General features: G+C 66.3%; 16 protein-coding genes. 10 read left to right on the forward strand and 6 right to left on the reverse strand.

The genetic code is table 11. The features are described from left to right. The first annotated feature begins 57 nt into the window (after nucleotides 1-57). The 3 genes from ACLQ3I_RS13305 (at nucleotide 58) to ACLQ3I_RS13315 (ending at nucleotide 2,513) form a co-directional block, all read left to right on the forward strand. The gene (locus tag ACLQ3I_RS13305; protein ID WP_425788599.1) at nucleotides 58-702 is read left to right on the forward strand and encodes a 50S ribosomal protein L25/general stress protein Ctc; all 645 of its coding nucleotides are present in this window, start codon (nucleotides 58-60) and stop codon (nucleotides 700-702) included. A 19-nt stretch (nucleotides 703-721) separates the two neighbouring features. Next, nucleotides 722-1,288, forward strand: a complete 567-nt coding sequence (gene pth / locus ACLQ3I_RS13310; protein ID WP_425788601.1) for an aminoacyl-tRNA hydrolase — start codon at nucleotides 722-724, stop codon at nucleotides 1,286-1,288. 205 nt (nucleotides 1,289-1,493) lie between these two features. After that, nucleotides 1,494-2,513 (forward strand): beta-ketoacyl-ACP synthase 3, encoded by a 1,020-nt coding sequence (locus ACLQ3I_RS13315; RefSeq protein ID WP_425790437.1) that lies wholly within the window; start codon nucleotides 1,494-1,496, stop codon nucleotides 2,511-2,513. A 227-nt stretch (nucleotides 2,514-2,740) separates the two neighbouring features. Here ACLQ3I_RS13315 and ACLQ3I_RS13320 read toward each other — a convergent pair whose 3' ends face one another. Both ACLQ3I_RS13320 and ACLQ3I_RS13325 read right to left on the reverse strand, forming a co-directional pair. Further along, the gene (locus ACLQ3I_RS13320; protein WP_425788603.1) at nucleotides 2,741-3,502 is read right to left on the reverse strand and encodes an ABC transporter permease; all 762 of its coding nucleotides are present in this window, start codon (nucleotides 3,500-3,502) and stop codon (nucleotides 2,741-2,743) included. Further along, nucleotides 3,499-4,536, reverse strand: coding sequence for an ATP-binding cassette domain-containing protein (locus ACLQ3I_RS13325; RefSeq protein ID WP_425788605.1), 1,038 nt, complete (start codon nucleotides 4,534-4,536; stop codon nucleotides 3,499-3,501). The genes ACLQ3I_RS13320 and ACLQ3I_RS13325 overlap by 4 nt, the downstream gene beginning before the upstream one ends. Before the next feature lie 225 nt (nucleotides 4,537-4,761). Between ACLQ3I_RS13325 and ACLQ3I_RS13330 the strand changes: the two genes are divergently transcribed. Together ACLQ3I_RS13330 and ACLQ3I_RS13335 are read left to right on the forward strand one after the other, a co-directional pair. Beyond that, a complete protein-coding gene (locus ACLQ3I_RS13330; protein WP_425788607.1) occupies nucleotides 4,762-5,430 on the forward strand; it encodes a PadR family transcriptional regulator in 669 nt (222 codons plus the stop codon). A 51-nt stretch (nucleotides 5,431-5,481) separates the two neighbouring features. Next, nucleotides 5,482-6,498: a beta-ketoacyl-ACP synthase III gene (locus ACLQ3I_RS13335; protein WP_425788609.1), complete on the forward strand. Its 1,017-nt coding sequence runs from the start codon at nucleotides 5,482-5,484 to the stop codon at nucleotides 6,496-6,498. On the opposite strand, the gene ACLQ3I_RS13340 is transcribed toward ACLQ3I_RS13335, so the two are convergent. Next, the gene (locus ACLQ3I_RS13340) at nucleotides 6,453-7,460 is read right to left on the reverse strand and encodes a DUF559 domain-containing protein (protein WP_425802392.1); all 1,008 of its coding nucleotides are present in this window, start codon (nucleotides 7,458-7,460) and stop codon (nucleotides 6,453-6,455) included. The genes ACLQ3I_RS13335 and ACLQ3I_RS13340 overlap by 46 nt on opposite strands. 97 nt (nucleotides 7,461-7,557) lie before the next feature. Between ACLQ3I_RS13340 and ACLQ3I_RS13345 the strand changes: the two genes are divergently transcribed. Further along, entirely contained in the window at nucleotides 7,558-9,165 is a 1,608-nt protein-coding gene (locus ACLQ3I_RS13345; RefSeq protein WP_425788613.1) for a peptide chain release factor 3, read from the forward strand. A gap of 4 nt (nucleotides 9,166-9,169) precedes the next feature. Then, nucleotides 9,170-9,961, forward strand: a complete 792-nt coding sequence (locus tag ACLQ3I_RS13350; RefSeq protein ID WP_425802394.1) for a hypothetical protein — start codon at nucleotides 9,170-9,172, stop codon at nucleotides 9,959-9,961. A gap of 5 nt (nucleotides 9,962-9,966) precedes the next feature. Here ACLQ3I_RS13350 and ACLQ3I_RS13355 read toward each other — a convergent pair whose 3' ends face one another. Next, on the reverse strand, nucleotides 9,967-10,971 hold the full coding sequence (locus tag ACLQ3I_RS13355; protein ID WP_425788617.1) for an enoyl-CoA hydratase/isomerase family protein: 1,005 nt from the start codon (nucleotides 10,969-10,971) through the stop codon (nucleotides 9,967-9,969). 243 nt (nucleotides 10,972-11,214) lie between these two features. Here ACLQ3I_RS13355 and ACLQ3I_RS13360 point away from each other — a divergent pair, with 243 nt between their 5' ends. The 3 genes from ACLQ3I_RS13360 (at nucleotide 11,215) to ACLQ3I_RS13370 (ending at nucleotide 14,570) form a co-directional block, all read left to right on the forward strand. Next, a complete protein-coding gene (locus tag ACLQ3I_RS13360) occupies nucleotides 11,215-12,768 on the forward strand; it encodes an ABC-F family ATP-binding cassette domain-containing protein (protein WP_425788619.1) in 1,554 nt (517 codons plus the stop codon). 66 nt (nucleotides 12,769-12,834) lie between these two features. Then, nucleotides 12,835-13,569: an alpha/beta fold hydrolase gene (locus tag ACLQ3I_RS13365; protein WP_425788621.1), complete on the forward strand. Its 735-nt coding sequence runs from the start codon at nucleotides 12,835-12,837 to the stop codon at nucleotides 13,567-13,569. A gap of 158 nt (nucleotides 13,570-13,727) precedes the next feature. Next, nucleotides 13,728-14,570: an SGNH/GDSL hydrolase family protein gene (locus ACLQ3I_RS13370; RefSeq protein WP_425790439.1), complete on the forward strand. Its 843-nt coding sequence runs from the start codon at nucleotides 13,728-13,730 to the stop codon at nucleotides 14,568-14,570. Nucleotides 14,571-14,627: 57 nt separating this feature from the next. Here ACLQ3I_RS13370 and ACLQ3I_RS13375 read toward each other — a convergent pair whose 3' ends face one another. Then, nucleotides 14,628-14,891 (reverse strand): hypothetical protein, encoded by a 264-nt coding sequence (locus tag ACLQ3I_RS13375; RefSeq protein WP_425788623.1) that lies wholly within the window; start codon nucleotides 14,889-14,891, stop codon nucleotides 14,628-14,630. A 24-nt stretch (nucleotides 14,892-14,915) separates the two neighbouring features. Continuing rightward, entirely contained in the window at nucleotides 14,916-16,574 is a 1,659-nt protein-coding gene (locus ACLQ3I_RS13380) for a sodium:solute symporter family protein (protein WP_425790441.1), read from the reverse strand. Nucleotides 16,575-16,638 lie beyond the last annotated feature (64 nt).

Here is a 16,638-nt window from a genome sequence, read left to right on the forward strand (position 1 = left end):
CGACCCAACCCACCGAACCAGCGCGGTTCACCCGAACCGCCGAACGAGGAGAACACCATGGCTACTGAGACCGCAAAGCTGACGGTCACCACTCGCACCGAGAAGGGCAAGGGCGCCGCCCGTCGCGCCCGCCGCGAGGGCAACGTCCCCGCCGTGCTCTACGGCCACGGCACCGATCCGCAGCACCTCAGCCTCCCGGCACTCGAGCTGGCGGCCATCCTGCGTAACAGCGGCACCAACTCGATCATCGATCTCGACATCGAGGGCACCAGCCAGCTCGCCCTGACCAAGCAGATCGACGTGCACCCGATCCGCAACTACATCGAGCATGTCGACCTCCTGGTGATCCGCCGGGGCGAGAAGGTCACCGTCGAGGTCTACATCGTCGTCGAGGGCGACGCAGCCCCGGGCACCCTGGTCACCCAGGACACCAGCTACATCGAGATCGAGGCCGACGCGCTGTCGATCCCCGAGCAGTTCGTCGTCAGCGTCGAGGGGGTCGAGCCCGGCAACGCGGTCCACGCATCCGACCTGGACCTGCCCGAGGGTGTCAGTCTGATCAGCGATCCGGAGATGCTCATCGTCGCCGTCAACGAGGCGCCGACCGCTTCGCAGCTCGAGGACGAGGCCGAAGATGCCGGCGCGGAGACCCCGGGCACCGAGGACGATGCCGAGGCTCCCGCCGAAGAGTCGGCAGAGTGATCCTGTCCCCCACTGATCAGTGAAACTGATTGTCGGGCTGGGTAACCCCGGCCCGAAATACGAGAAGACGAGGCACAACATCGGCGCGATGGTCGCCGATGGCCTCGTCGCCTCGGCCGGCGAGCGGTGGAAGCTGCACAAGAAGTCGGGCGCGCAGGTCGCGCCCCTCACCGTCGCCGGTCACCAGGCCCTCGTCGCGAAACCCCGGGTCTACATGAACGAGGCCGGGCGACAGATCGGGCCCCTGGCCAAGTTCTACTCGGTCCCGCCGGGCGACCTGATCGTCCTGCACGACGAACTCGACATCGATGTCGGCCTGGTCCGGCTCAAGCAAGGCGGCGGCGAGGGCGGCCACAACGGTTTGCGTTCCGTCAGCCAATCGATCGGGTCCCGTGACTACCTGCGGGTCCGGCTCGGGATCGGCCGGCCACCCGGTCGACAGGACCCCGCGGATTTCGTTCTGAAGCCTTTTCCGTCGGCGGCTCGTGACGACGTCGAGTTGCTGATCGCGCATGGCATCGGCGCCACCGAGATGCTGATCGCGCAGGGCCTGGAGGCCGCGCAGAACGTCGTCCACGCCTGGTGAGCGGGCAGCCACGCGCCAACCGGCGATCCTGCCCGTCTGGCCGGTCGCGCCCTGAGATCGGCGTCGAATCGGATACGGGATCGCAAAGGCGACGAAAGCTTTCTTACTTCTCGGTAATGAAGGCCTACAATCGCAGTCGATCGATCGACGAGGGATGGAGACAGCGGTGGGAATTGCGGCGAGAAGCGGGCACCAGAACGTCGCGATGCTGGGCATCGGCGCGTATCGGCCTCAACGGTTGGTGACCAACGACGAGGTGTGCGAGAAGCTCGATTCGAGCGACGAATGGATCTTCGAGCGCAGCGGCGTCCGGAATCGTCGCTGGATCAGTGGCGACGAGTCGGCGCGATCGATGGCGGCCGCGGCGGCCGAACGCGCGATCCGCAATTCGGGTGTCGCCAAGGAGAAGATCGGCGCCCTGATCCTGGCCACCAACAGTTGGAAGACCAAGATCCCCCACGGCGGGCCGATCGTGGCCTTCGACATCGGGCTCAACGGCATCCCCGCCTACGACGTCGCCGCCGGCTGCGGCGGCTTCGGCTACGGCCTCGGGATCGCGGCCGACACCGTCCGCGCCGGATCTGCCGAGTACGTGCTCGTCGTCGGTGTGGAGACGATGTCGGTGGTCATGGAGCCGACCGACCGCAATACCGCGTTCATCTTCGGTGACGGCGCCGGCGCCGTCGTCGTCGGCCCGAGTGACGAGAACGGGATCTCGCCGACCGTCTGGGGCAGCGATGGCGAGAACGCCGAGGCGATCGGCCAGAACTGGGACATCCCCGAATACATGGACCGCGCCGAGGAGTTCCAGCACAAAGACCCCGAGTCCGAGCCGGTCGGCCGGATGGTCGTCACGATGCAGGGCCCGCGAGTGTTCCGCTGGGCCGCGATCACCCTGCCGAAGGCCCTGTCGACCGTGCTGGAGACCTCGGGCGTGAGTATCGACGACATCGAGATCTTTGTGCCGCACCAGGCCAACGCGCGCATCAACGAACTGATGAAGAAGAACCTCGGGCTCGCCGACGACGTCCCGATGGCCAACGACATCGAGAACACCGGCAACACATCGGCGGCCTCGATCCCGCTGGCGATGGAGGAGATGCTCGCGAGCGGCAAGGCGAAGGGCGGACAAACCGCACTGCTACTCGGCTTCGGTGCCGGACTCAGCTACGCGGGGGCCGTCGTGACGCTTCCCCCGGCTCCCCGAGAGAGCAGTCTCGACTGAGGCCGCTCTCGTGGGGGCACAGCGGGTTTCGATACGCCGGCTCGCTGCGCTCGCGCGGCTACTCAACCAGCAGGACCTCCAGCTGATCGAGTAGGCACCGACCGCAGCGAGGCGCCGTATCCCTTCTGCTGATCGAGTAGGCACCGAGCCCAGCGAGGCGCCGTATCCCTTCTGCTGATCGAGTAGGCACCGACCGCAGCGAGGCGCCGTATCGAGATCTCCCGCCCCTACGCGTTCTCCTTGCGGAAGACCGCGGTCCCCCACCAGGTTCCGAGCGCTCCCAGGATGATCGCGGTGATCAGACCCCAGGCGACCGAGGACGACGCGATGTCGCCTGCGAACGAATTGCGCACGCCGTCGACGACCCACTTGAACGGCATGAAGTCGCTCAGCTTCTGCAGCCAGGTGGGCCCGAGGGTCATCGGGAGCAGAATGCCCGACAGCAACAGCACGGGCATCATCACCATGTTGATGACCGGCGCCATCACGTCCTCGCTCTTGGTGGTGAGGGCCAGTGCATTCGACGCGGCCGCACACGCGCCGCCCACGATCATGGTGATCAGGATGCCGACGACGATGCCGACGAACGACCCGCGCATCCCCATGATCAGGCCGAGCAGGACGAGGATGACCGCCTGCACGAACAGCTGGAGCACGTCACGCCACAGGCGTCCGGTCAGTAGCGCGGTGCGACTGGCCGGGGTGACGCGCTCGGCCTCGATGACACCTTCCCGCCACTCGCCGATCAGGCTGAATCCGGCGAAGAACGCGCCGAAGATCCCGAGCTGAACCAGCAGTCCGGGAACAAGGAAGGTGTAGGCGTTGTCGGCGCCGCCGGGGAACTGACTCACCAACGGCGTGAGCAGCGGACCGAACAGCAACAGATAGAGGATCGGCTGCATGACGCCGATCAGCACCCACGCGGGGTTCCGCAGGTTCATCCGGATCTGACGACGGAACACGATGTTGCTCTCGCGAAGAAAAGTCATGACTGTGACACTCCTTGGGCCGACTCGTGGGCCGGAGATCCTTCGGCGACAACGGAATCGTCGGCGGACTGTTCGTCCTGGGCATCCCGCAGCGAACGACCGGTGAGGGTGAGGAACACGTCGTCGAGGGTCGGGCGGATCACCTCGATCGAATCGAGGTTGATGCCTGCGGCGTCGAATTCGCGGAGCAGGCCCGGCACCTCACGACCAGCGCGACGGACCCGGCCACGCACGTGGCGTCCGTCGGTTTCCACATCACTGCCGATGGCACCGAGTTTCTCCGCGGAGACGGCGACCATCGCGTCGTCGGAGAGTTCGAGATCGACGAGGTCACCCGACACCGTGGCCTTGAGATTGTCGGCCGTATCCGCCGCCACGATGCGGCCGTTGTCGATGATGATGATGCGATCGGACAGCTCGTCGGCCTCGTCGAGATAGTGCGTGGTGAGGAAGACCGTGGCACCGGTGTCCGAACGCAGCCGCCGGATGTGTTCCCAGAGGTTGGCCCGTGCCTGCGGGTCGAGACCCGTGGTCGGCTCGTCCAGGAACACCAGCGTCGGATCGTGCACCAGACCCATGACGATGTCGAGACGACGCTTCTGTCCGCCGGACATGTTCTTGGGCATCCGGTCCCAGAGGCCGTCAAGTTGCAACTGCGCGAACAGGGCCTTGCCGCGGGCGGTGGCTGCGGAGCGCGTCATCCCGTAGAGCATCCCGTGGTCGACCACCTCGTCGCCGGCCTGCGCCTGACTGAAGGCGCCGCCCGCCTGAGAGACATAGCCGATGCTGCGACGCACCATGACCGAGTCCTTCACGACGTCGTACCCGTTGACGGTCGCCGTACCGGCTGTGGGCCGCAACAGCGTGGTCAGCATCCGGAGCGTGGTCGTCTTACCTGCACCGTTCGGACCCAGGAAGCCGACGACCTCCCCCTCCGCGATGTCGAGGTCCACACCGTCGACGGCGCGGACCTCTCGCTTCTGTTTTCCACGGCCGGTGTGAAATGTCTGCACCAGCCCGCGTGCATGGATCATGCCTGTCCCCTTCGCGTCCGTCGGAACTCCCGAGCCGCACCGTTCGGATCTCCGACTGTTCAAGTTTGAATATATTCGACTATCCCAATCTGTACGTCGGAAGTCAACGGCGAGATCCGACGCTCGCAGCTCAGAGAGGCTGACTTGCCTCACCTCGAGGATTCATCGAATCGAGGACAACAACGGTCCTGGTACGAGCGCGGATCTGGACCTACCCTCGTGGACATGGCAGCGACCACCACTCGATTACTGCTGCTGGGTGCCGTTGCCCTGTTCGAGCCGGTGAACGGCTACCAGATCCGGCGCGAACTGATGTCCTGGCAGGTCGATCAGTGGGCCAATGTCAATCCCGGCTCGATCTATCACGGCCTCGGCGGGCTCGTGACCGATCATCTCGCCGTCCGCCACGACCTCACCGACGGGGCGCGGGACGTCGCCGTCTATGAGCTGACCGGTGCCGGCCGCACCGAGTTCGACCGGCTGCTGACCGATGCGATCGTCACGGTGAATGTCTTCGACCGTCGCGAGTTCCATGCCGCCTTCGGGATGCTGCCCATGCTCGGGCAGCAGACAGCGCTCGAGCTCCTCGAGCGTCGCCACCAGACTCTCGCCGCTGCGGTGACCGAGTTCCCGGTCGACAGCCGGGCCGACGACCACCCCCACGTACCGCCGCACGCCTTCCGCGGAATGCAGCTGTGGGGTGCGGAAGCTCGGGCCGAACTGCTCTGGCTGTCCGACGTCGTCGAGGACCTGCGATCGGGGCGGCTCGACCTCAGCTCCCGGGGCTGGACACCTCCCGCCGACGATCCCGGCCATCAGATGACCGCCGACCGCGATCGATATCGCGAGATGATCGGGCAGCGGCAGCCCGCGCGCAACGCTACTTCCCAGTAGGGCGCCGATGTGAGACCGTCTATGGCGGGTCGCATAGTGAAAGGGACACTCATGGCTGTCATCGCGGACACTGCCGGGATCAACAACATCGGCATGCTCGGCATCGGTGCGTACCGCCCCGAGCGGGTGGTCACCAACGACGAGATCTGCGAGCGGATCGACTCCTCCGACGAGTGGATCTACACCCGCACCGGGATCAAGACGCGACGCTTCGCGCGGCGCGACGAGACCGTGATGGAGATGTCGGTCAACGCCGGGCGCAAGGCCATCGCCAATGCGCTGCTCTCGGGATCCGACATCGATGCAGTGATCCTGGCGACCAACACCCACCTCTTGCTGACCCCGGCCGGCGCCACCAAGGTCGCGACCGAGCTCGGCGCCAACGGCGTCCCGTCCTTCGACATCACGGTCGGCTGCGCCGGCTTCGGTTACGGCATGGCCGTGGCGTCGGACATGATCCGCGGGGGCAGCGCCACACATGTGCTCGTCATCGGCGCCGAACAGTTGTCGATCACGATGGACATGACCGACCGCACGAACTGCTTCATCTTCGGCGACGGCGCGGGTGCCGTCGTCGTGGGGCCGACCGAGGACCAGCAACTCGGACCCGTGATCTGGGGCAGCGACGGTTCGCAGTTCAATGCGATCCGGCAGGACATCGACTGGGTGACCTTCCTCGACAGCGACCGCACCCATCGCCCGTACCTCCGCATGGAGGGCACCGCCGTCTTCCGGTGGGCTGCCTTCGAGATGGGCAAGGTCGCCCAGCGCGCACTCGACGCCGCGAAGGTCGGCGCCGAGGATCTGGACGTCTTCGTCCCGCATCAGGCGAACTCTCGCATCAACGACCTCCTTGCCAAAAACCTGAAACTGCGCGAGGGCACCGTCGTCGCCAACGACATCGAGCACACCGGCAACACCTCCGCAGCATCGATCCCGCTGGCGATGGAAGAACTGTTGTCGACCGGCGCCGCGAAGCCGGGCGAGACCGCGCTGCTCCTCGGGTACGGAGCCGGCCTGAGTTATGCGTCGCAGGTCGTCAAACTGCCGCCTGTTCCGTTCGAATGATCCGGTCGGTTGACGTTGCCGTTTGGTCCGCTGAGCGGACCTGAGGGCAACTTCTGGCCGAGCGAGTCCGTCACGCGCGCTGCGACGTCGTGGGGTCGGGTGGTGATGTCATCCCACGTGAAGTTGAGCGTCGTGAACCCCGCAGCCAGCCAGGTGTTGCGTTTCGTCCTATCACGCTGAAAGACCTCGGCATCTCGATGGAACGCGAACCCATCCATCTCGACGATCACCTTCTCTGCGTCGAAGACGAAGTCGGCGAGAAAGCCGCAAACCATCGTGTTCGCACACCACCCGGATATACCGCGGCTGCGGAATACGTCCACCGCCGCGCGTTCGGCCTCCGAACGCGCACCTGATTCGAGTGCTTCGAGGAGTCGGCGGGTGGACGCCACTCCAACCCTCCTCGGATACCTCGCATGTGCGCCGGCAAGTTCGTCGAGGCTGACACGGCGACGGAGCAATGTGTTGTCGACCGCCTGCGACCTCCCGGTTTCGGCGGCGGTGTCGAGAACAGTGACCGGGACCGCCGTCACCCTGACGCCGTCCGATTCGACGACATCGACGTCGTCGTACTTGCGATGTCGTATGCGCACCCACGCCACCGCCCCGCGGTGATGCCCTTTCGTCTCCGACGCGACGGTGATGGATTCCGGGAAGTCGTCGACCACGCCGTGCCACCACGCGGCGATCGGTCCGCAGAGAATTGCACGTGTGCCGACAGATGCGACGGCGATCCGAACACGAGCGCGCGGCGTCCGCGAATGGTCGGCAGCCCGATATACGCCGGTCGCTTCACGCACCCACTCGCCCGAGGCGACCTTGCGCTTCACCGCCGCACGGCTCAACCCGCATCCGAGCGCGTCCCTCAGGGTGATGACACCATCTCGATCGGCCAGGTGGCGCCGAACTGCACGTGTTGGATTCACACACATTCGACGCACGCGGCGTAGCGGCCGTTCCATCAACCCACCGAGGTTGCCGCTTGGTCCGTGGAGCGAACCAAGCGGCAACTTTTGGTGCATTTTGGCCTGGCCAGCGCCCGAACGGTAGCCTTCTCGAGTGAGTTCTGAAGCCGTCGCCCGCGAAGCGAGCCGCCGTCGCACCTTCGCGATCATCTCGCATCCGGACGCGGGCAAGTCGACGATGACCGAGGCGCTGGCACTGCACGCCCGGATGATCAGCGAGGCCGGCGCCATCCACGGGAAGGCGGGCCGCAAGTCCACGGTCTCCGACTGGATGGAGATGGAGAAGGCCCGCGGCATCTCGGTCAGTTCCACCGCGTTGCAGTTCAACTTCGTGGGCGAGCACGGCCGCGACGACCTGCCCAATGTGATCAACCTGGTCGACACCCCCGGTCACGCCGACTTCTCGGAGGACACCTATCGGGTCCTCACCGCCGTCGATGCCGCCGTGATGCTCATCGACGCGGCGAAGGGCCTCGAGCCACAGACGCTCAAGCTGTTCCAGGTGTGCCGCCACCGGGGCATCCCGGTCATCACCGTCGTCAACAAGTGGGACCGTCCCGGCCAGACACCGCTCGAACTGATCGACGAGATCACCGAGCGCATCGGCCTCACACCGACACCGCTGCACTTCCCGGTGGGCATCGCCGGCGACTTCCGCGGCCTCCTCGACCGCCGCACCGGCGAGTACATCCGCTTCACCCGCACTGCCGGCGGCGCAAAGGTGGCACCCGAGGAGATCATGGGTGCCGACGACGCGGCAGCGCGGGAGGGCGACGAGTGGACCACGGCCCTCGAGGAGAGCGAACTGCTCACCGAAATGGGCCAGGACCACGATCAGGAGATGTTCCTCGCCGGTCAGACATCACCGATGATCTTCGCGTCGGCGATGCTGAATTTCGGTGTGCGCCAGCTTCTCGAGACGCTGGTGGAACTCGCACCCCCGCCGACCGGGCGTACCGACGTCGACGGAACCGTACGCGACGTCACCGACCCGTTCAGCGCAGTGGTCTTCAAGGTGCAGGCCGGGATGGACGCCAGTCATCGGGATCGGCTGGCCTACATGCGGATCGTCTCCGGCGAGTTCGAACGCGGGATGGTGGTCACCCACGCGCAGACCGGAAAACCCTTTGCCACCAAGTACGCCCAGGCCGTCTTCGGCCGTGATCGGTCGACCGTGGACCAGGCCTACCCCGGGGATGTGGTCGGCCTCGTCAACGCGATGGCCCTCGCGCCCGGTGACACCCTGTTCATCGATCCCCGGGTGCAGTATCCGCCGATCCCGTCCTTTGCCCCGGAACACTTCTCGGCGCTGCGGGTGAACACGGCGGACAAGTACAAGCAGTTCCGCAAGGCGATGGACCAGCTCGACAGCGAGGGCGTGGTGCAGGTCCTGCGCAACGAACTGCGTGGCGACGCCTCCCCGGTCCTCGCCGCCGTCGGCCCGATGCAGTTCGAGGTCGTCACGGCACGGATGAAGGCGGAGTTCAACGTCGCCACCACGATCGAGCCGCTCGGCTACAGCCTGGCACGTCGCACCGACGCCGACAGCGCGGCCGAACTCGGCCGGCAGCGCGGCGTCGAAGTCTTCACCCGCAGCGACGGCGCACTGCTGGCCCTCTTCAGCGACAAGTGGCGACTACAGTACATCGAGAAGGAACACCCTGATCTCACTCTCGAACCCCTTGTCGCAACAGCGGATTGAGCCTGTGGTTAACACGGCCACCCGTCGCACCGCCTGGTGGCTCGCGGCCGTGGCGGCCGTCTCCGTCATCGCAGCCTGCGGCACCGGCGACAGCCAGGACCCGCCGGCCTCGTCGTCGTCGGCGCCACCCGGCCCCACCGCATCCGCCCATCTCGACGCCGCCGAATGTCGCGAGACGCCGGACACCGGCCGCATCGACCGCACCGGGGCCGACCTCGACTTCCGTTCCGGCGCAATACGGGTGGCGATAGGTGGTTCCCCTGTCGCCGATCGGGACAACCCCGGTGGTGTCCCGGCCTCGGCCGTCGTGGGCGACGACGACACCGCGTGTTTCGGGTTCAGCAGGTGGGGCAATGCTCGCCCGGAAGTGCCGCCGGACACCCTGTTGTTCGTGTTCAAGGGACCTGGCACCGACGGCGCACAGGTCGAGTTCCTGGCGAGCGACCTCACCGGTGGCGTGCTCCCGCCGATCGGCGACACCCGTCCGAAAGTGGGGCCGTTGTCGAAACCGATCAATGCGGCGATCGGCGTCTCCGTAAACGGCACCTACTATCACTCGACCTCGTGCCCACTGAAGATCACGGCCATGTCGTCCCGACGCGCGGCCGCGGCGTTCACCTGTCAGCGGGCCGCGCAGAGCGAAGCCAACCCGTTCGCGCCCGACGACGACGTCACCTATGACACCGACGAATCGACGCCGACCTCACCGAGCAGTCCCACCTCGCCGACGATGTCCACCACCACCGGCTCACGGAGCAGCGCCACCCTGTCCGGGTGGTTCGAACTGACACCGTGACCGGTTCACACCACCCCGATGATGCGCGCCACCACATCCGGGTCGACGTCGTCGACCGAATCGGGCGCGAACTCGGGCCGCCGGTCCTTGTCCACGAGGATCGCACGCACACCTTCGGCGAAGTCACCGGTCCTGGTGATCTGTTCGGCCGCATGGAGTTCACGATCGAAACACTCGTCGAGCGTGGAACGCGCGCCGGCCTCGATCATCGCCGCGGTGACCCACAGACTGGTCGGCGATGCCTGTTCGATCAGATCGACCATCTCGGTTGCCCAGTCGTCGCCGACCGCCCCCTTGAGGCCCCCGATGATCGCCGATACGTTCTCGTCGGCGAAGTATTCGCCCACCTTGCGCAACGGGATCTCGGCCGCCGGACGATCGCGATGGCCGGCGAGGACCTCGACGAGCGGCTCCCCGTCACGTAGCCGGTCGGTGACATCACCGATGTCGGCTGACTCGACGAAGTGGGTGGCGAGACCGACCTCCACCGCGTCGACGCCACGTATCCGAGCACCGGTCATCCCCAGCCACATCCCGACCCCCTCTGGTAGCCGGGGCAGGAAATATGTCGCGCCGATGTCAGGGAAGAACCCGATCGCGGTCTCGGGCATGGCGATCAACGCCTTCTCGCTCACCACCCGCACCTCACCGTGCACGCTGATCCCGAGGCCGCCACCCATGGCCGCCCCGTCGATGACCGCCACATACGGCTTCGCGTAGTTCGCCACCAACTGATCGAGCCGGTACTCGGCGGCGAAGTACTTCGTCACCGCATCGTGCTCCCCCGCGACCGCATGTTCGCGGATCGCCCGGATGTCGCCACCGGCACAGAAGGCGCGATCGCCTGCGGAGGTCACGAGCACCGTCTCGATACCGTCGTCGTCCTCCCATTCGGTGAGCACGCGGTGCATGTCGTCGATCATGGTCTGATCCAGGGCGTTGAGAGCTTTCGGCCGGTCGAGGATGATCTCACCGACACCGTTGGCGACCGAGGTGCGAATGAACGACATGGGGTCACGGTAGCCGCCTCGCCGAGGCGATATCGCGCGGGAGATCGGCGATGGCGGCGGGGGCTTCGGAACAGCGGTTGGCAACCACGGCCCCGCCGCGCTACCGTGGACGGCGACGTCGGCACGCCGACACCTTACGAACCGAGGAGTGATGTCTCAGTCATGAACATCTGAGGTAGGCCCGAAACCGCCGCCGTGCTCCGGCACAGGCAGGCCATCGCCCACCACCTCAGGAGTCCCTTCATGACTGCATCTTCAGCGACCGGCAACCAGCCGTCCCCCTCGATCACCCTGTCCGACGTGGCCTTCGGATGGCCCGACGGTACCGCCGTCTTCGACCAGATCTCATTGAACGTTCCCGACGCCGTCTATTCCCTTGTCGGCGTCAACGGCGCAGGCAAGAGCACTCTGTTGCGACTCATCGCCGGGGAGCTGACCCCTCTGCGCGGCAGCGTCTCGGTCCGCGGTGATGTCGGCATGGTCGGCCAGCATCCCTACGACGATCCCGACCTCTCGGTCGCCACCGTCCTCGGCATCGACGAGATCCGTTCCGCCCTGCGCCGGATCGAGGGCGGGTCGGTCGATGAGCAGGACTTCGGCACTGTCGGTGACGATTGGGATGTCGAGGACCGAGCGGTCGGCCAGCTGTCGGCGCTCGGTCTGCCCACCGATCTCGACCGGCGAATCGGAGCACTCTCCGGCGGCGAGGCCACCCTCCTCGCGATCGTCGCACAGCTGATCCGCCGCCCGGCGGTGCTGCTCCTCGACGAGCCGACGAACAATCTCGACAGCGCCTCGCGCACAAGGCTCTTCGACGTGATCGACAGATTCTCGGGAACGGTCGTGGTGGTCAGCCACGATCTCGAGCTCCTCGAACGGGTCGATGCGACCCTCGAGCTGTACCGAGGCGGCATCAGGCTCTTCGGTGGTCCGTACTCGCTGTACCGGGACACCCTCGACGCCGAGCAGGAGTCCGCCGAGGCGGCGGTCGCAACCGCCGCGAACGACGTGCGCAAGCAGCGTCGCGAGATGGTGGAGGCCCAGATCAAGCTCGACCGACGAGCTCGCACCGCGGCGACCGCGGAACGGGAGAAGCGGGTACCGAAGATCGTCGCCCACCTCCGCCGCGATGCCGCACAGGTGTCGGCCGGCAAGCTGCGCAACGCACATCGTGACGACGTGTCCGCGGCGGCATCCCGCCTGGACTCGGCGCGCGACGAGATCCGCGACGACCGCACGGCACGGATCACCATGCCGCCGGTCGAGATCTCCTCGCGCGCACAGGTGATCGACGACGAGCGGCTACGGATCGACGGGCCCGAGCGCATCGCATTGGCCGGGCGCAACGGCTCCGGGAAGACCACGTTGATCTCCGACCTCATCGCGGCCGGCCGGGTGGTGGTGCCATACGCCTATGTGCCGCAGCGGATCGTGTTCGACGACGACCGTAGATCCATCGCGCAGGCGGTGACGGACGCACACCCCGACGTCCCGGTCCAGGAGGTCCGCGCACACCTCGCACGCTTCTTGTTCCGGGGCGCTCGCGCCGACCGGGCGCTGCGCGAACTCTCGGGCGGAGAACGACTGCGGGTCGCGCTGGCCACGGCGTTGATCGCCGACCCGACCCCCAAGCTCCTCATCCTCGACGAGCCGACCAACAACCTCGACATCGACACCACCGAGGAACTCGTCGAGGCGGTCCGGGAATGGTCGGGTGCGTTGCTGGTGGTCTCGCACGACGTCGGCTTCCTCGACCGGATCGCGATCGACCGCACGGTCGAGGTGCCCGAGACCTGATCAGCGAGCCGTGACCCCGCCGTTTGACCGCGACATGGCGGCCGGCGGCGGGCATACTGGCTTCCGATGAGCCCATCGCGTGAGGTGTCGCCCGTTCCTGTCGTCCTCGTCCATGGCCTCCGGGTCAGTGGCGCCGCACTCCACCGGATCGCGGCCGGGATCACCGACCGACCGGTCATCACCCCTGATCTGCCCGGTCACGGCACCCGGTCCGCCGATACGTTCACGATCGACGATGCCGTCACGGCAGTACTGGACGCCGTGCGGAACGTCGGGGAACCGGCGGTGGTGGCCGGGATGTCGCTGGGCGGGTACGTCTCGATGGCTGCGGCCGGCCGGCACCCGGCGGCGATCGCCGGTCTGGTCGCGATGTGCGCGACGACGCAGCCGAGTCGGCTTCTCGCCGCACCGTTCCGGGCATTCGGCGCGGCGACCGGATTCCTGCCACGCCAGGCCGCCGTGATCAGCAAGGGCCTCACCCGGGTCGCGGTCGGCACGCGGGTCGCCGAGGACATGGAGGCAGGTGGCCTGGCTCTTCACTCGATCCGCGATGTGGTGGGCGAGCTGTCGAGGTTCGACGCGCTCGCCGAGGTCGCCCGATACCCCGGACCCATCGAGTTCATCAACGGGGGCTGGGACCAGTTCCGCATCCACGAGCAGCGTTTCACCGCGGTCTCGGAGCGCGCCCGACTCCAGGTCGTCCCTCGCGCCGCCCACCTGTTCCCGCTGATCCAGCCGGAACGGACGGCCTCGCTGATCGACGATTTCGCCCGACGGTGTGATCCGATCCGGACCGCCTGAGAGCTGCGAGGTTTGCTCTTGTCGCACCCGATCTGTGTGACCTCGCATACAATCCCTGGTGACCTGCGGTTGGTGGGCATCGAAGAGAGCAAATGTCGTTGTGAGGTGTGCTGGTGAGTCGTCGGGTATTTCGTGGTGGTCCTGCAGTCCTGATCTCCATGGCGGCGGCTGTTGTCGCTCTGACAAGCCTGGTGGTGGCACCAGCCGCCCAGGCCGCACCGGATACGACACCCAGCCGATACACCAACGGGACCTATGTGGCGATGGGCGATTCCCGGGCGTCCGGCGGCTTCTTCACCCCGACACCCGACTATTTCCTCGGATGCAAACGCTCGGCGGCCAATTACCCGGCGATCGTCGCGCTGATGACGCTGCCCCGGAACTTCGTCGACACGTCATGCGCGGGCGCCCAGGCGCCGAATCTGTACACGGCCGGGCAACGCACGAACGCCGGCTACAAGCCACCGCAATTACGAATGGTCCCACGCGACGCCCAGGTGGTGAGCGTGAGCATCGGCGGCAACGACATGCGCTGGGGCGCGCTCGTCGGTAAGTGCACCACAGCACCGCTCACCGACCGGTTCTGCCGCACCAGGCTCAACGGTGAGGCCCGCTGGCGCATCGCCCGGATGGAGAATCGCGTGACCCCCGCACTGCGCGCGATCCGCCGGCAGGCACCCCGCGCCCAGATCATCGTCGTCGGTATCGGCGGGTTCATGGGCAACCACGGCTGTTGGCCGATGGTGCCCATCAGTGACCCCGACGTCCGGTGGATGAATCAGGTCTTCAACCGTGCGGGCGATGCGCTTCGCCGCGCGACCGTCAAGGTCGACGGCACCTTCGTGGATGCCAATCGGCTGTCCGCCGGCCATGATCCGTGCAACGTGATCACCCCCTGGTATGAGAGTGCGATGTCCAACCGGATCGCCTACCCGTACCACATCAACCAGGCCGGCGCCATCGCCATCGCGGCGATGGTGAACGGGGCGATCCGGCGATGACCGCCGAGGTCGGGCCCGGCTTGCCGGGCCCGACCTCGGACCGTCAGTTGTCCTGGGTCACGATCGTGGCCGCCACGCCGCCCATCCGATGAAGATGAGGGCGACCACCAGCAATATCGCACCCACCCAGAGGTTGGCGCCGCTGCCCACCGACATGTCGATCGGATCGGACGAGCGCTCGGTGGAAGCCGCGCCGGCCTCCGCGGCCGATGGCAGCAGTCCGGCGATCAGCAGGATGACACCGTAGATCCCCATCAGGGCACCGACGATGTTGCGGATGTCGAACAGCCGCGCGAAGGTTCGGGTCTTCTTGTCGCTCATGGTGAACGCTCCTGGTCTGCTCGGTCAGTGGAAGACGATGTTGAGGATGATGACGAGGCCGATCACCACCGCGCCGAGCGGCACCGGCCGCGCGATCCATGGTGTCGCGCTGTCGTCGCCGGTCAGCGTCGCTCTGTCGGTCAACGAGTACACGAAGCCCTTCAGTTCGGACTCGGGCTTCGGACGTGTCACCAACGAGACCACCACCGAGACGAGGATGTCGACGATGAACGCCATCGATGCGGCCACGAACGGCATCCCCTGCCCCGGCAGGTCGATCACGCCGGTCTCCTGCAGGATGAACACCACAACCGCAGCCGAGGTGCCGCTGACGAGACCCACCCAACCGGCGGTCGGGCTCATCCGTTTCCAGAACATACCGAGGATGAACGTCGCGAACAGCGGCGCGTTGAAGAACCCGAAGAGCGTCTGCAGGTAGTCCATCAGGTTGGAGTAGCCCGAGGCGATGGTTGCCGTTCCGATCGCAAGCAGCACCGCGGCGACCGTCGCGACCCGTCCGACCGTGATGTAGTAGTGGTCCTCGCGGTTCTTCACCACGTACTGCTGCCAGATGTCGTAGCTGAAGACAGTGTTGAAAGCCGAGACGTTGGCCGCCATACCTGCCATGAACGATGCGATGAGTCCCGCGACCGCAACGCCCAGCAATCCGTTCGGCAGGATGTCGCGCATCATGAGCAACATGGCGTCGTTGTAGGTGACCCCGTTGCCCGACCCGGTGTTCTTGAGGTGGATCATGTCGCCGATCGCCGCGGCGCAGATCATGCCGGGGACGACCACCACGAACGGGATGAACATCTTCGGGATGGCACCGATGATCGGGGCACGCCGCGCGGCCGACATCGAGTCGGAGGCCATGGCCCGCTGTACCTCGACGAAGTTGGTCGTCCAGTAGCCGAACGACAACACGAACCCCAGGCCGAACACAATGCCGACGACCGACCAGACCGGCGAGGAGAATCCGCTCAAGGCCTGTCCCGGCCACGACGACAACTGCTCGTGGACCGTGGCGGTCACCGTTCCGTCGGACGCGTGGGTGTCGATCACCTTGTCCTTCAGGCCGCTCCAGCCGCCGACCTTGATCAGGCCGATGACGGTGAGCGGAACCAGCGCGGCGAGAATCACGAAGAACTGCAGGACCTCGTTGTAGATGGCCGCAGACAACCCGCCCAGCGCGGTGTACGTGAGCACCACGGCCGCCGCGACGATGAGCGAGATCCATTGCGGCCAACCGAGTACCGCGTTGATGACGGTCGCCAGCAGGAACAGGTTGACGCCGGCGATCAGCACCTGGGCGACGGCGAAGCTGAGCGCGTTCACCAGGTGTGCGCCGGTCCCGAATCGGCGACGCATGAACTCGGGGACGCTGCGGACCTTGGAGCCGTAGTAGAACGGCATCATCACCAGGCCGAGGAAGACCATCGCCGGCACAGCGCCGATCCAGTAGTAGTGCATGGTCGCCAGGCCGATCTGGGCGCCGTTGGCGGACATGCCCATGATCTCGACCGCACCGAGGTTCGCCGAGACGAACGCGATACCGGTCACCCAGGCGGGCAATCGTCGGCCGGACAAGAAGAAGTCCATGCTGGTGGCGATCTGGCTGCGGGCGAGATAACCGATCCCCAGAACGAAAACGAAGTAGATGGCGATGAGGACGTAGTCCATCCATCCGGTGTTCAACCGGAGAATGGAGTCGGATGCCACGTGCACGGCAACCCCCTTGTTGCGC

It is taken from the genome of Gordonia sp. DT101 (assembly GCF_049844895.1).
In the GTDB taxonomy this organism is placed as follows: domain Bacteria; phylum Actinomycetota; class Actinomycetes; order Mycobacteriales; family Mycobacteriaceae; genus Gordonia.